The sequence below is a fragment of the Mesorhizobium sp. M0715 genome (assembly GCF_040320355.1).
GTDB lineage: Bacteria > Pseudomonadota > Alphaproteobacteria > Rhizobiales > Rhizobiaceae > Mesorhizobium.
On record NZ_JAMYPL010000031.1, the window covers coordinates 53,135 to 66,234 of the forward strand.

13 protein-coding genes are annotated in these 13,100 nt (G+C 63.4%); 9 read left to right on the forward strand and 4 right to left on the reverse strand.

Translation table 11 applies throughout. The annotated features are described in order from the left end of the window. The first annotated feature begins 13 nt into the window (after positions 1-13). Positions 14-1,180 (forward strand): NAD(P)/FAD-dependent oxidoreductase, encoded by a 1,167-nt coding sequence (locus tag NKI21_RS28090; RefSeq protein ID WP_352868506.1) that lies wholly within the window; start codon positions 14-16, stop codon positions 1,178-1,180. A gap of 223 nt (positions 1,181-1,403) precedes the next feature. On the opposite strand, the gene NKI21_RS28095 is transcribed toward NKI21_RS28090, so the two are convergent. Then, positions 1,404-1,829: a GNAT family N-acetyltransferase gene (locus NKI21_RS28095; protein WP_352868508.1), complete on the reverse strand. Its 426-nt coding sequence runs from the start codon at positions 1,827-1,829 to the stop codon at positions 1,404-1,406. Between the two features lie 127 nt (positions 1,830-1,956). Here NKI21_RS28095 and leuD point away from each other — a divergent pair, with 127 nt between their 5' ends. The 6 genes from leuD (at position 1,957) to NKI21_RS28125 (ending at position 6,381) form a co-directional block, all read left to right on the forward strand. Continuing rightward, on the forward strand, positions 1,957-2,562 hold the full coding sequence (gene leuD, locus NKI21_RS28100; RefSeq protein WP_127329306.1) for a 3-isopropylmalate dehydratase small subunit: 606 nt from the start codon (positions 1,957-1,959) through the stop codon (positions 2,560-2,562). An 84-nt stretch (positions 2,563-2,646) separates the two neighbouring features. Further along, positions 2,647-3,576, forward strand: a complete 930-nt coding sequence (locus tag NKI21_RS28105; RefSeq protein ID WP_352612521.1) for an Ivy family c-type lysozyme inhibitor — start codon at positions 2,647-2,649, stop codon at positions 3,574-3,576. A gap of 312 nt (positions 3,577-3,888) precedes the next feature. Next, positions 3,889-4,272 carry a RidA family protein gene (locus NKI21_RS28110; RefSeq protein ID WP_352723110.1) on the forward strand — a complete coding sequence of 128 codons (384 nt, stop codon included), beginning with the start codon at positions 3,889-3,891 and terminating at the stop codon, positions 4,270-4,272. A 13-nt stretch (positions 4,273-4,285) separates the two neighbouring features. Next, on the forward strand, positions 4,286-4,636 hold the full coding sequence (locus NKI21_RS28115; RefSeq protein WP_352555955.1) for a VOC family protein: 351 nt from the start codon (positions 4,286-4,288) through the stop codon (positions 4,634-4,636). A 160-nt stretch (positions 4,637-4,796) separates the two neighbouring features. Continuing rightward, complete coding sequence (gene leuB / locus NKI21_RS28120; RefSeq protein ID WP_352677481.1) at positions 4,797-5,900, forward strand: 3-isopropylmalate dehydrogenase; 1,104 nt, start codon at positions 4,797-4,799, stop codon at positions 5,898-5,900. A gap of 4 nt (positions 5,901-5,904) precedes the next feature. Continuing rightward, positions 5,905-6,381 (forward strand): GNAT family N-acetyltransferase, encoded by a 477-nt coding sequence (locus tag NKI21_RS28125; RefSeq protein ID WP_352759343.1) that lies wholly within the window; start codon positions 5,905-5,907, stop codon positions 6,379-6,381. Here NKI21_RS28125 and NKI21_RS28130 read toward each other — a convergent pair. Both NKI21_RS28130 and NKI21_RS28135 read right to left on the reverse strand, forming a co-directional pair. Beyond that, positions 6,378-7,040, reverse strand: a complete 663-nt coding sequence (locus tag NKI21_RS28130) for a DUF805 domain-containing protein (RefSeq protein WP_023814442.1) — start codon at positions 7,038-7,040, stop codon at positions 6,378-6,380. The two genes, NKI21_RS28125 and NKI21_RS28130, sit on opposite strands and share 4 nt — an antisense overlap. Before the next feature lie 63 nt (positions 7,041-7,103). Next, on the reverse strand, positions 7,104-7,814 hold the full coding sequence (locus NKI21_RS28135; RefSeq protein WP_023814443.1) for a DUF805 domain-containing protein: 711 nt from the start codon (positions 7,812-7,814) through the stop codon (positions 7,104-7,106). Between the two features lie 138 nt (positions 7,815-7,952). Between NKI21_RS28135 and NKI21_RS28140 the strand changes: the two genes are divergently transcribed. Next, positions 7,953-9,368, forward strand: a complete 1,416-nt coding sequence (locus NKI21_RS28140; RefSeq protein WP_031214053.1) for a glycosyltransferase — start codon at positions 7,953-7,955, stop codon at positions 9,366-9,368. A gap of 98 nt (positions 9,369-9,466) precedes the next feature. Here the strand turns inward: NKI21_RS28140 and NKI21_RS28145 are convergent, their stop codons facing one another. Then, positions 9,467-11,341, reverse strand: coding sequence for a DEAD/DEAH box helicase (locus tag NKI21_RS28145; RefSeq protein WP_352868512.1), 1,875 nt, complete (start codon positions 11,339-11,341; stop codon positions 9,467-9,469). A gap of 456 nt (positions 11,342-11,797) precedes the next feature. On the opposite strand from NKI21_RS28145, the gene NKI21_RS28150 reads away from it, so the two are divergent. Beyond that, entirely contained in the window at positions 11,798-12,832 is a 1,035-nt protein-coding gene (locus NKI21_RS28150; protein ID WP_352868515.1) for an aspartate-semialdehyde dehydrogenase, read from the forward strand. Positions 12,833-13,100: the final 268 nt, after the last annotated feature.

Below are 13,100 nucleotides of genomic sequence, written 5' to 3' on the forward strand. Positions count from 1 at the left end.
GATCGGAGAAAAAATGCGCTACGACATCGTCATCATCGGTGGAGCCATCGTCGGCTCCTCGGTCGCCTATTACCTGCGTGAGCAAGGGTTTTCCGGCACGATCGCGCTGGTCGAGCGTGATCCGCAATTCGCGCATGCGGCAACGACGCTGTCCATGGCTTCGATCCGCCAGCAATTCTCGATCCCGGAAAACATCCGCCTGTCGCAGTTCACGCTAAAACTGTTCCGGCGGCTGAAGGAAGAGTTCGGGGATGATGCCGATATCGGCTTTCGCGAGGGCGGCTACCTCATCCTTGCCGGCGAGGACGGCTTGCCGATCCTCAAGAGCAATCACGAGGCGCAGATCGCGGAGGGCGCCGACATCGTGCTCGAGGATGCCGACCAGCTTACGCGCCGGTTCCCGTGGCTGTCGACCGAGGGCATTTCAGCCGGCGCCTATGGCCGCACCGGCGAAGGCTGGTTCGACGCGCATGCGATGCTGACGCTGTTCCGAAAGGCGCTGCGGCAGAAGAAAGTCGATTTCATCGCCGCCGATGTCACCAGCATCGCGCGCGATGGCAACCGCGTCACGGGAGTGAGCCTCGGCAATGGCGAGACGCTGAAGGCCGGCATCGTCGTCAACGCCGCCGGCCCGAACGCCGGCAAGGTGGCTGCCATGGCCGGGCTTGAACTCCCGGTCGAGCCGCGCAAGCGCAATGTCTTCGTCTTCGAGGCGCGCGAGAAGTATGCCGACATGCCGCTGCTGGTCGATCCCTCCGGTATCTATGTCCGTCCGGAAGGCTCGGTCTACCTCACCGGCGGCGCCGAACCGGAGGAAGGCGACTGCGCACCCGATCCCGGCGATTTCGAGGTAAACTGGGCGCTGTTCGAAGAGGTGATCTGGCCGGTGCTGGCGACCCGCATTCCCGCCTTCGAGGCGATCAAGCCGACCCGCGCCTGGGCCGGCCACTACGACTACAACACGCTCGACCAGAACGCGGTGATCGGTCCGCACCCCGAAGTCGGCAATTTCATCTTCGCCAACGGATTCTCCGGCCACGGCCTGCAGCAGGCGCCGGCGGTCGGCAAGGCGCTGGCCGAACTGATCGTGCATGGTGGCTACCGCACGGTGGACTGCTCGGCGTTTGGGTATGAGCGGGTGGCGGAGGGAAGGGCGTTCCGGGAATTGAATGTGATTTGAGCGATCAGCGCAGACCGCCGTTCTGTCGAGTTCCCCCCTCTGGCCTGCCGGCCATCTCCCCCGCAAGAAGGGAGATCGGCAGCTTCAGCGCCTTGCTCTTTCCTGCAACGCAGGAATTGGCGAAAGCGGTTGAGCGCTCAATCTCCCCCCTTGCGGGGGAGATGTCCGGCAGGACAGAGGGGGGTGCTGTCCCGCTAGCCGTTGCAAGTCAGGTGACCGCACGTCAGCCCTTGCGGTCGAACCAGAAGGCGTCGGCCATGCGCTTCATGCCGATACGTTCGTAGAAGCCGACGGCGTCGGGCATGGAGATCAGGCTGATGGCGACCGACGATCCAAGCTGCCGGCGCGCCTCGTCCATCAGGCCCTTGCCTATGCCGAGCCCCTGCGCGGATTGGGAAACGGCGAGTTCGGAGATGTAGCAGACCCAGGAGAAGTCGGTGATCGCCCTGATAACGCCGATCAGCGGCTTGCCCTCGACGTCGAGGCGCGCGGTCAGTACCAGGTTGGCGCCCGACAGCATCGCCCGCAGCCGTGCTTCATCATCGACCGGCCGTGTCTCGCCGAGGCCGGATTCGACCAGCACGCGACGGAATTCGGCGATGTCGAGCGCGGCTTCGCTGTTATAGAGGACGTGTGCGTTTTCTGCCATGTCCGCCAGACTGCACCATCGGGCTGGCTTGTGCCACCGTGCACGAACAGTTGCCTTTTATTTGCCGCCGGCTTTGTGTAAACCGTGCCTCAGCAATCCCCCCGCAACGAAAACACGGGCAAAAGCCATGGAAAAGTTCACCAAGCTCACCGGCGTCGCCGCTCCGATGCCGATCGTCAATGTCGACACCGACATGATCATCCCGAAGGATTACCTCAAGACGATCAAGCGCACCGGGCTCGGCACCGGCCTGTTCGCCGAAATGCGCTACAAGGATGACGGCTCGGAAAACCCGGATTTCGTGCTCAACAAGCCGGCCTACCGCAAGGCGCAGATCCTGGTTGCCGGCGACAATTTCGGCTGCGGTTCCAGCCGCGAGCACGCACCGTGGGCGCTGCTCGACTTCGGCATTCGCTGCGTCATCTCGACCTCGTTCGCCGACATTTTCTACAACAACTGCTTCAAGAATGGCATCCTGCCGATCACCGTCAGCCCCGAGGATCTCGAGAAGCTGATGGACGACGCCTCGCGCGGCTCCAATGCCACCGTGTCGGTCGACCTCGAATCCAAGGAAATCCGTGGTCCCGACGGCGGTGTCGTCACCTTCGACCTTGACGATTTCAAGCGGCACTGCCTGCTCAACGGGCTCGACGACATCGGCCTGACCATGGAGAAGGCCGGCGCCATCGCCTCGTTCGAGAAGCGCAACGCCGAACAGCGCCCCTGGGCCTGAGCGGTACACACTCCAGGCGGAGGCCCGGCCGCTTTTCAGGCCTTCGTTGCGCCGGGTTCGTTGCGACTGAGTGGAGGGACAGTCATGACACGTTTGCTTCTTGCCGGCGTTTGCGGGCTGGCCTTGTTGCTGGGGCAAACCGTGAGCGCGTTTGCGCAGACACAGGCACCCGCCAACCAGCCGGCCCCGGCGACGGACCAGCCGTCCGCCGATCAGGGGACGAACGCCGCCGACGCTGCCGATGACGACAAGCAGGCGCCCGTCCCTTTCGAAGGCGGCACGCTGACCATCACCCAGAAGGAACAGTATGGCGAGAAGGTGCTTGCCTATGACGGCCAGCAGCTGGCCACCAACTATGACGTCTTCTTTGACAGGATCGTGGAAGTCGGCGGCGTCAAGGTGGCGCTGTTCGATGTCGGCGACGGCGGCAACCAATGCGGGCCGGCGACGGTGATCGTCTGGAAACCGGAAGGTGGCACGATCCAGAGCACAATGGTCGAGCAGGACCAGTGCGGCGCCCCGCCCTCGGCGGTGTCCGACAATGCCATCTATTTCGTGCCGTATCTGTTGCCGGGGGATGAGAAACCGGCTTTGCAATGGTCGCCGACCGATGGGCTGACGATTTCGGGCAATCTGACCTACATGCCGGAACCCGGCACGGACTGGAAAGACATCGATCCGGAAAAGTACCAGAACATCATCGACGCTTTCCACAATGAGGCTGTCTACAAGGAAGCCGAAAAGCTGCTGGGCAAGGACATGCCCGATATGGCGACCAGCCTGCTGGTCGGCGGCGGCACGGAAAAGACCGCTTCGGGCGCCTTCTACGCCAGCGGCTGCGTGCCGCATGATTGCGGCGGCAATGACGGCTTCATGGCGGTCGACCCGGCCAAGCAAAGGCTCTATTTTGCGCGCCGCGGCGACAATGGCAAGCCGCAGGCGTGGCCTGATGTGGCGACATGGCCGGCCGATGTGAAGGCGGCGTTGGACAAGGCGCTGGGGTCTGCGAACTAGGCATTTCGGCGGTGAACCAAAAACTGTTTCGCCGCGATCCTTCACACCCCCCTCTGCCCTGCCGGGCATCTCCCCCGCAAGGGGGGAGATCGGCAGCTTGGCCGCTCTGCCTATCTCTGCACCGTTTGTAACTGGCGAAAGCATTCGAGACATCCGATCTCCCTCCTTGCGGGGGAGATGGCCGGCAGGCCAGAGGGGGGTGCTGTCCCGCCGACATAAAAATGCCTTTGCAGCGCCAGTCGCTCTGCGTTGACCCATGGTCAGATCTGCCCTTTCCCTGCAAAATGGCCCACCACAACTCACGAGAACCCCATGCGAAAACTCATCTCCACCGGTTCCCCCTTCGAAAAGACCGCCGGCTATTCGCGCGCCGTGGTGCAGGGCGACTGGTGTTTCGTCTCCGGAACGACCGGTTACGACTATGCGACGATGACGATGCCGGAGCCGGTGGAGGCGCAGACGCGCAATTGCCTGGCGACGATTGCCAAGGCGCTGCAGGATGGCGGTTTCGACATGGCCGACGTGGTGCGGGCGCATTACTACATCACCGACCAGGCCTTCGTGGACATCGTCTTCCCGATTCTGGGCGAGACGTTCGGCGATATCAGGCCGGCGGCGACGATGATCGTCTGCCAGCTCAACAAACCGGAAATGAAGATCGAGATCGAGGTAACGGCGCTGCGGCGCACGGCTTGAAAGGCGACCGACGATGAAAGTCCGGCGCATCGTTGCCAATATCGAGACATCGGATGCCACTGCGGCCAAGCGTTTCTATCAGGATGTCCTCGGCCTCGATGTGCTTATGGACCTTGGCTGGATCGCCACCTACGGCTCGCAAGCAAAGATGGATGTCCAGGTCAGTTTCATGGCGCAAGGCGGCTCCGAAACGCCGGTGCCGGATCTTTCGATCGAGGTCGATGATGTCGATGCGGCGCTCGGCGCCATGAAGACGGCGGGCTTCGCCATCGAATACGGACCGGCCGACGAACCGTGGGGCGTGCGCCGCTTCTATGTCCGCGATCCGTTCGGCAGGCTGGTCAACATTCTCTCGCATCGGTGAAGGCAAGGCGCTGCAATTTGCGGGAGGCTGGCGGGGCAGAGGGGGGCGCGAAGGATCGCAAACGAACGAGGTTGTTCTTGATCGCTGCGTTACTCCTTGCGCACAACCGGCTTGGCGTTTAGCAAGGCCGCGGTTCAAATCTTTCCAGGACGGTTTCTCCATGGCAACGAAGCATCTTTTCCTGCTCCCCGGTGACGGCATCGGTCCCGAGGCCATGGCCGAGGTCAAGAAACTGATCGCGGTCATGAACGACAAGCTCGGCAGCGGTTTTGCCACCGATGAGGGGCTGGTCGGCGGCTGCGCCTATGACGCGCATGGCGCGGCGATCTCCGATGCCGACATGGAAAAGGCGATGGCGGCCGACGCGGTGCTGTTCGGCGCCGTCGGCGGTCCGAAATGGGATGCGGTGCCCTACGAGGTGCGCCCTGAGGCCGGCCTGCTGCGGCTGCGCAAGGACATGGAGCTGTTTGCCAATCTGCGCCCGGCCATCTGCTACCCGGCGCTGGCGGCGTCCTCCTCGCTCAAGCAGGAGGTGGTCGAAGGCCTCGACATATTGATCGTGCGCGAGCTGACCGGCGGCGTCTATTTCGGCGAGCCCAAGCAGATCATCGATCTCGGCAACGGCCAGAAGCGCGGCATCGACACGCAGGTCTACGACACGTTCGAGATCGAGCGCATTTCGGGCGTCGCTTTCGAACTGGCACGCACGCGCAAGAACCACGTCACCTCGATGGAAAAGCGCAATGTGATGAAGTCGGGCGTGTTGTGGAACGAGGTCGTCACCCAGACCCACAAGGCACGCTATTCCGACGTCAAGCTCGACCACATGCTGGCCGATGCCGGCGGCATGCAGCTGGTGCGCTGGCCAAAACAGTTCGACGTCATTGTCACCGACAATCTGTTCGGCGACATGCTGTCCGACATCGCCGCCATGCTGACCGGCTCGATCGGCATGCTGCCGTCGGCCTCGCTCGGCGCGCCTGATGTGAAAACCAAGAAGCGCAAGGCACTCTACGAACCGGTGCACGGCTCGGCGCCCGACATTGCCGGCAAGGGCATCGCCAACCCGATCGCCATGATCGCTTCCTTCGCCATGTGCCTGCGCTATTCCTTCGGCATGGTCGATGAAGCCGACCGCGTCGAAGGCGCGATCGCCGCCGTGCTCGACGCGGGCCTGCGGACGAAAGACATCATGTCCGATGGCATGACCGAGGTCGGTACGGTTCAGATGGGCGACGCGATCATCGCCAAATTCCTGGGCTGATATCGTGACGGTCGACGTCCGCTGGGCGACGATCGAGGACGCGACGGCGCTCGCGGCCATATTGTGCGAGATGGCGGTTCACTACCGGCAGCCACCTCTCGATGCCGGCCGGGCCGTGTCTGCCGCACGAAAATGGCTTGGCGAGGAAAGCCCGGCCTATCCGCATTTCGCGCTCGCCTTCGTCGAGGGCGAGGTCAGCGGCCTGGCGTCGGTGGCGATCGCGCATCCCGGCATCGATCTTGAGCGGCTGCTGTTCCTCAAGGATTTGTTCGTGCGCGACAAAGCCCGCAACGCCGGCGTCGGCCGAGCAATGATCGGCTTTCTCGCCGATCATTGCCTGCGCGAAGGCATCGGCCGCATCGACCTGACCACCGAGGACTGGAACGAAGGCGCGCTGCGCTTCTACGACCGGCTTGGCGCCGAACGCCACGGCCAGAAGGTCTTTCTCAGACTTTCGGGTGAGGCGTTGAAAAGCGGCTAGATCCTGACGCCTGCCGGCACTGGTCCCCAAGGATTTTCGCCCACCTGGGACGGCAGAAGTCCGAAGACCAGCAAGGCAATGCTGCCAATGGGAGTGATGAAGCCCAGCAGTGCAAACCAGCCGCTCAGACCCGCGTCATGCACACGCCGCACGACGAGGGCAATCGACGGCAGGATCAATCCCGAAAAGAAAACCAGGAAGGGTATGAGCCCTATGGCCCTCATCGTCGTCCTGTCCGCATTGGTTTTGAAGCCATTGAACGCTAGGTCAACGAGTATTCCGAAGCCTAGAAGCGCCAATATCCCGAGGGTGTAGAATAGCCAGAAGGCCCAGAATTCCTTGCGGCGGGCGCGACCTTTGAAATTGCTATAGTCCGCAATTATCGCGCGCCAGAAGTAAGCCCACAGACCCATGGAATAGGCGGGCCTGCTCTCGGCCGAACGGCGTGGCTGGCCCGTGCTTGGCGATGGCGCTGTCGGGGTGACGGCGACTATATCGTGCGCCGTACCGTCATCCGGTTGAAACTCGACAAGGGTGCCCCTGGCGAGGGTCACTTCATGGCTCACATCGTCACGGGCAAAGATATAACGCTTGCTGTCGATTCCGTCGATGTAGCCGTAGTCCTGATCCTGATCGTAGTGGAATATCGTGCCACGCATGTTTCTCCCCCGCGTTGCGCAAATACTACCCAGGGTTGTTTGTGATTGCAATACACGTGGCGGCTAAATCCTGACACCCGCCGGCACCGGCCCCCACTGGTTTTCCCGGGCCTGCGTCGGGATCAGCGCGAAGACCAGGATGATCAGGCTGCCGATGGTCGGGATCAGGATCAGCAGGCTGAGCCAGCCTGACAGGCCGATGTCGTGGAGCCGGCGCACGATCATGCCGAGGCTAGGGAGCAGTGTCGCCAGCAGGAACGTGCCGCACAGCCCGACCGTTATCGCGCCCGAAATATCACTGTCGAAACCGCCCATATCCATATCGGTGTACAGGCCGATGCCGCCGATGATCAGCAGGCAAACCGTCCAGAACAGGCAGTAGCCCCAATATTCCTTGCGGCGGGCGCGGCCGGCGAAATTGAAGTAGTTCTGCGTCACGCCGCGCCAGAAATAGCCCCAGAGATCGCTGGGTTCGGCCGGCTCGGAGGAGCGGCCGAAATGCTGTGCCGGGGGCGGGGTTGCCGCGGCCTTGCTGCCGGCTTGAGTCGGTGCGGGGTTCGTGCCGGCGTCAGTGGCCGAAGTAGCGGTCTGGGCGGCAATCGAAAAGACGTCGTGAGCCTGGCCGCCGCCCGCCTGAAACTCGACGGACGCGCCCTTCCGCATGGCAGTTTCACGGCGCAGGTTTTCTCGGGTGAAGGTGTATTGGCTGCCGTCGGCGCCGGTGATGAAGCCGAAGCCCTGGACCTCGTCATAGTGAAGCACTTCGCCGCGCATTTGCCACCCCCGCTCGCCACGTCCTAGCCGAAGGTGGCACAGGGCCGTGCCGATGGGCAAGACGGCCAGCATGGCTACCCTCTTCGCGGCAAATGAAGCATAAGGCATCGAGTGCAACCGCCTTCGACAGAAGCAGACATGACAGTCGAGAGTCCTGACAGTAAAACCGTAAATGAAGATGGAGGGGAAAGAAGACCTCCCAGGCTGGCCATCGACGCCACCGGCCTGACGTTCTGGCCGTCCGGCCAGGGACTTGTCGGCATCCCACGGGTGGAAAGCTTTCTCGTCAGCGCAGCCCTGGCCGATCCCGACCCTTGCGTGGAGGTGGTGGCGTTCCGACCGTGGGAAGGCCGGTTTCGCCCCCTCGCTCCTTTCGAGCAGGACCATGTCGCGACGGGCGAGATTTCACCCTGGCGCCTCAAACGATGGCCTGGGAGACGCACGGCGATGTCGCAGGCCCTCGAAGCGGTGAGGCAGCAGCCATGGGGCAAGCGCGACGCCGACCGCCATCTCGCAAAGACGATGACCCATGGCCGCAAAGGGATTGCCTATCAGGCGACGAGGCTGCTGATCCGGGCCTATCGTCTGTACCAGCGGGCGCGGATCCGGTCGGCCCCGCGTCAGGCTCCAAGCCAACCGGACGAGACTGAACGCGGCTTTGTCTTGATCAGCCATCACATTCTGACCGGGGACGACCGAGCCGCCGTCTCCGGGCGCGCCGGTGGCCTCGCGTTTCTTTGCCACGACCTCATCCCGACACTGCGCCCCGACATGGTTGGTATGAGCCCTGGCGAGGCTCGCTACGGGTCATATCTCGAGCACCTCGTGCGTTCCGGCGCGCCGGCATTTTGTGCATCCGACGAAGTTGGTGCGACGCTGACCGATCATATGCAACAGGCAGGCGTCACGCAGCCGGTGGTATACCGGTTTCCGATGCCTTCCATCCTGTACGAGACGGCTTCGCGCATGGGCGAGACTTCGCGCATCGAGGCCGACGAGCCGTTCGTGCTCTATTGTTCGACCATCGAAGTGCGCAAGAACCACATCCTGCTGGCACGGATATGGCAGCAGGCGCTCGACGAGGGCGTCAAGCTGCCGAGGCTCGTCTGCGCCGGGCGCTGGGGCTGGATGATCGATCCGCTGCGCGCCTATCTCAAGGCCCATCCGAGACTGCTCGAGCGGGTTACGTTCACCGGAGCGATCAGCGATGAGGAACTCATCCGATATTATCGCAGCGCTTCCTTCGGCGTCTTTCCCTCGCATATCGAGGGCTGGGGCTATGGCGCCTCGGAATGTCTCGATTTCGGCGTTCCCGTCATCGTCTCGACCGCGCCGTCGCTGATCGAGGCGAGCGGCGGGCTGATGCCGGCGATCGATTCCAATGACCAGGCCGGCTGGTACGCTGCGATCCGCAGGATGGCGGAAGACCCGGACTGGCGCTCATCGCTGACGGAACGCATCGCAAAGCAGCATCGCCCGACGCCGGCATCGGCCAGCTGGGCTGCCATCAAGGCTGGCCTGCAGGCAAGCGCGTCCCTCCGGCCGAAGTCCTAGAGCAATTCTAGGAAAGGTGTGACGCGGTTTTCCGTCTAGAATTGCGTCAAAACAAAGAGTTAGAGCAGATCGCCGTTTCCGTGAAACGGTGAAATGCTCTAGGTGGGCCGCTTCTTCGCTTTCTTGTGCTTGGGCGCGCCGGTGGTGTCGAATTTCGGCTTGCCCGGCTTCTTCGCCCATGGCTTTGCCTCATGCGCGGTGGCCGGGCGCTGATCGACTGCTGCCGGTGCACGTTTTTCGAATTTGCGCTTCGGCGCGTTGGGGTCGAATGGCGCCTTGCCGCGATGCGGTTTCTTGTCGGGGCTTGGCGGCTGGTAGCCGGCGCGCGACAGATCGGGCGTGCCCTCGAGCCGCTTCACCAGGATGTTGCCTTGCAGCTTGCGATCGGGACCGATCGCGGCCAGGAAGCGGTCGGCCCAGTCGGCTGATATCTGCACGTAGGTCTCTTCCGGCTGCATCTTGATGGTGCCGATCTCGCGCTTCGAGATGCTGCCGGTGCGGCACAGCATCGGGATGAGCCAGCGCGGCTCGGCATTCTGCCGGCGCCCGATCGACAACGAGAACCAGACGCTGTCACCGAAATCGTCGCGGCGGCTGGGCGCCTCGTCGCGGCGCGCGAAACCTTCGCCTGCCGGTCTTTCACGCGACGGCGTGAAGGGCGCGATCTCCATGAGGTCCTCGGGGGCCGAGCGGCTGGCGCGGCACTGGCGCACGAAGGCGGCAGCCACTTGCTCGGCGCCATGTCTTGCGAGCAGCGCGTCGATGAAACCGCGTTCGTCGTCCTTCACCGGCTCGTCGAAAACCGGATCGGCCAGGATGCGCTCGTCGTCGCGCCGCATCACGTCGTCGGCCGAGGGCGGGCTCGCCCATGTCGCCTTGAGGCCGGCGTTCTGCAGCAGCCGCTCGGTGCGCTTGCGGGCACTGTTGGGCACGATCAGCGCGCTGACGCCCTTGCGCCCGGCGCGGCCGGTGCGGCCGCTGCGGTGCAGCAGCGTTTCCGGGTTGGTCGGCAGGTCGGCGTGGATGACCAGTTCGAGGTTGGGCAGGTCGATGCCGCGCGCCGCGACATCGGTGGCGATGCAGACTTTTGCGCGGCCGTCGCGCATTGCCTGCAGCGCATGGCTGCGCTCGTTCTGGCTGAGCTCGCCGGAGAGGGCGACGACGGAGAAGTTGCGGTTGTTGAAGCGCGCGGTCAGATGATTGACGGCGGCACGCGTGTTGCAGAACACCAGCGCGTTCTTGGCTTCGTAATAGCGCAGAACGTTGATGATGGCGTTTTCCCGGTCGGGCTGGGCGACGCTCAGCGCCCGGTATTCGATGTCGAGATGCTGCTTCTCCTCGCCGGCGGCCGAGATGCGCACCGCATCGCGCTGATAGCCCTGCGCGAGCGTGGCGATCGAGCGCGGCACCGTGGCCGAGAACATCAGCGTCCGGCGTTCGGCAGGAGCGGCGTCGAGGATGAATTCGAGGTCTTCGCGAAAGCCCAGATCGAGCATCTCGTCGGCCTCGTCGAGCACCACCGCCTTCAGCGCCGACATGTCGAGCGAGCGCCGGGTGATGTGGTCGCGCAGCCGGCCGGGCGTGCCGACGACGATATGGGCGCCGCGCTCCAGCACACGCCGCTCCGAGCGCATGTCCATGCCGCCGACGCAGGAAGCCACGGTGGCGCCGGTCAGTTCGTAGAGCCATTCCAGCTCGCGCGTCACCTGCAAGGCCAGTTCGCGCGTCGGCGCCACCGCCAGCGCCAGCGGTGCGGCGGCGTGGCCAAAGCGCTCCGCGCCCTCAAGCAGGGTCGGCGCCAGAGCGAGGCCGAAGGCCACCGTCTTGCCGGAGCCTGTCTGCGCCGAAACCAGCGCATCGGCCTCGCCGAGTTCCGGCGCCACAACCGCCTTCTGGACGGGCGTCAGCTCGGAATAGCCGCGTTTTTCCAGCGCCCTTGCCAGCGCGGGAACGAGTGCATCGAAGTTGGACATCTTACTCTTTCGGAATTCGGATTCTTATATGCCCAGCAATGGGCCTGTCTTCGGCGGGCGTCGGGACGCTCCATGAGCCGGATGGTCATGCCGTTCGTACTTCGTGCCGCCGCCATTGTACAGAGCAACAGGACGCTCATCGCAATTGACTCTTGACGCAAACCGCGTAAAAGCCCGCTTTGAACGGGATCGTTTTTCGATGCGCGGCCTTTTGATGGCTCTTCTTGCATTCGATGCCCCCAGCCTCAATGCACATCATTGGGCCGGGCGCGTCGGCGCGTCCCCTCGTTCCAGCAAAACCCCATTCTTGGCCAAGAAAACTACCAAAACCACCACCAAAACGGTGTGACTCCCTTGGCCTAACCACCCTCTCCCGGGTTCGGCCCGGGGGACGGAACCCGCATCGGCCAGCGGGTTTCTCCAAAAACCAAGCGGAGAGGGACAGGAGATTTTTCGATGAGTTTCAAGGTAGCGATCGTCGGCGCCACGGGCAATGTGGGCCGGGAAATGCTCAACATACTGGAAGAGCGCGGCTTTCCGGTAAGCGAAGTCGTGGCGCTGGCGTCGCGGCGCAGCCTGGGCACGGAAGTGTCGTTCGGCGACCGCACGCTGAAGGTGAAGACGCTCGACCAGTATGATTTTTCCGACACCGACATCTGCATCATGTCGGCTGGCGGCAGCGTCTCCAAGGAATGGTCGCCGAAGATCGGCAAGCAGGGCTGCGTCGTCATCGATAATTCGTCGGCCTTCCGCTACGATCAGGACGTGCCGTTGATCGTGCCGGAAGTGAACCCGGACGCGATCTCGCTGTTCACGCGCAAGAACATCATCGCCAATCCGAATTGCTCGACGGCGCAGCTGGTAGTGGCATTGAAGCCGCTGCATGACTTCGCCACCATCAAGCGTGTCGTTGTCGCCACCTACCAGTCGGTGTCGGGCGCCGGCAAGGAAGGTATGGACGAACTCTTTACCCAGACCCGCGCGGTCTTCGTCGCCGATGGCGTCGAGGTCAAGAAGTTCACCAAGCGCATCGCCTTCAACGTCATCCCGCACATCGATGTCTTCCTTGATGACGGCTCCACTAAGGAAGAGTGGAAGATGGTCGCCGAGACCAAGAAGATGCTCGACCCCAAGATCAAGCTGACGGCGACCTGCGTGCGCGTGCCGGTGTTCATCGGCCATTCGGAAGCGGTCAACATCGAGTTCGAAAAGCCGATCACCGCCGACGAGGCGCGCGATATCCTGCGCGAGGCGCCGGGCTGCCAGGTCTTGGACAAGCGCGAGGACGGCGGCTACATCACGCCGCTGGAATCGGCCGGCGAAGACGCCACCTTCATCTCGCGCATCCGCGAGGATTCGACCATCGACAACGGCCTGTCGATGTGGATCGTCTCCGACAATCTGCGCAAGGGCGCGGCGCTCAACGCAGTGCAGATCGCCGAGTTGCTGGTCGAGCGCGGCCTGATCCAGCCGAAGAAGAAGGCGGCTTAGTTTTCGCTCACGGGCCGTATCGCCGCTGCCGCGGCGGGCGCTCCGCGGGGGCGCCGGACGACCGGCGGCCCGCAGTCGCGGGCTCGGCCTGCGGCCGGGATGCTGAAGGTTTGCGAAGGCATTGATGAAGGTCGATCTCCCCCACGAGGGGCAGGGCTATCGCATATGGAATTCCTGAGATGGCTGCCCGGCACGGACCCCCACCCCTAACCCCTCCCCACAAGGGGGAGGGAGACTTCCGTTGGCGCTGGCCCAGGAGCATCGCCTG

Bases quoted from the DNA above. Each gene is read 5' to 3' on its own strand.
- NKI21_RS28150 (WP_352868515.1), top strand. From the start codon at position 11,798: ATGAGTTTCAAGGTAGCGATCGTCGGCGCCACGGGCAATGTGGGCCGG.
- leuD (WP_127329306.1), top strand. From the start codon at position 1,957: ATGGAAAAGTTCACCAAGCTCACCGGCGTCGCCGCTCCGATGCCGATC.
- NKI21_RS28095 (WP_352868508.1), bottom strand. From the start codon at position 1,829: ATGGCAGAAAACGCACACGTCCTCTATAACAGCGAAGCCGCGCTCGAC.
- NKI21_RS28105 (WP_352612521.1), top strand. From the start codon at position 2,647: ATGACACGTTTGCTTCTTGCCGGCGTTTGCGGGCTGGCCTTGTTGCTG.
- NKI21_RS28110 (WP_352723110.1), top strand. From the start codon at position 3,889: ATGCGAAAACTCATCTCCACCGGTTCCCCCTTCGAAAAGACCGCCGGC.
- NKI21_RS28135 (WP_023814443.1), bottom strand. From the start codon at position 7,814: ATGCGCGGCGAAGTGCTTCACTATGACGAGGTCCAGGGCTTCGGCTTC.
- leuB (WP_352677481.1), top strand. From the start codon at position 4,797: ATGGCAACGAAGCATCTTTTCCTGCTCCCCGGTGACGGCATCGGTCCC.
- NKI21_RS28140 (WP_031214053.1), top strand. From the start codon at position 7,953: ATGACAGTCGAGAGTCCTGACAGTAAAACCGTAAATGAAGATGGAGGG.
- NKI21_RS28115 (WP_352555955.1), top strand. From the start codon at position 4,286: ATGAAAGTCCGGCGCATCGTTGCCAATATCGAGACATCGGATGCCACT.
- NKI21_RS28130 (WP_023814442.1), bottom strand. From the start codon at position 7,040: ATGCGTGGCACGATATTCCACTACGATCAGGATCAGGACTACGGCTAC.
- NKI21_RS28145 (WP_352868512.1), bottom strand. From the start codon at position 11,341: ATGTCCAACTTCGATGCACTCGTTCCCGCGCTGGCAAGGGCGCTGGAA.
- NKI21_RS28090 (WP_352868506.1), top strand. From the start codon at position 14: ATGCGCTACGACATCGTCATCATCGGTGGAGCCATCGTCGGCTCCTCG.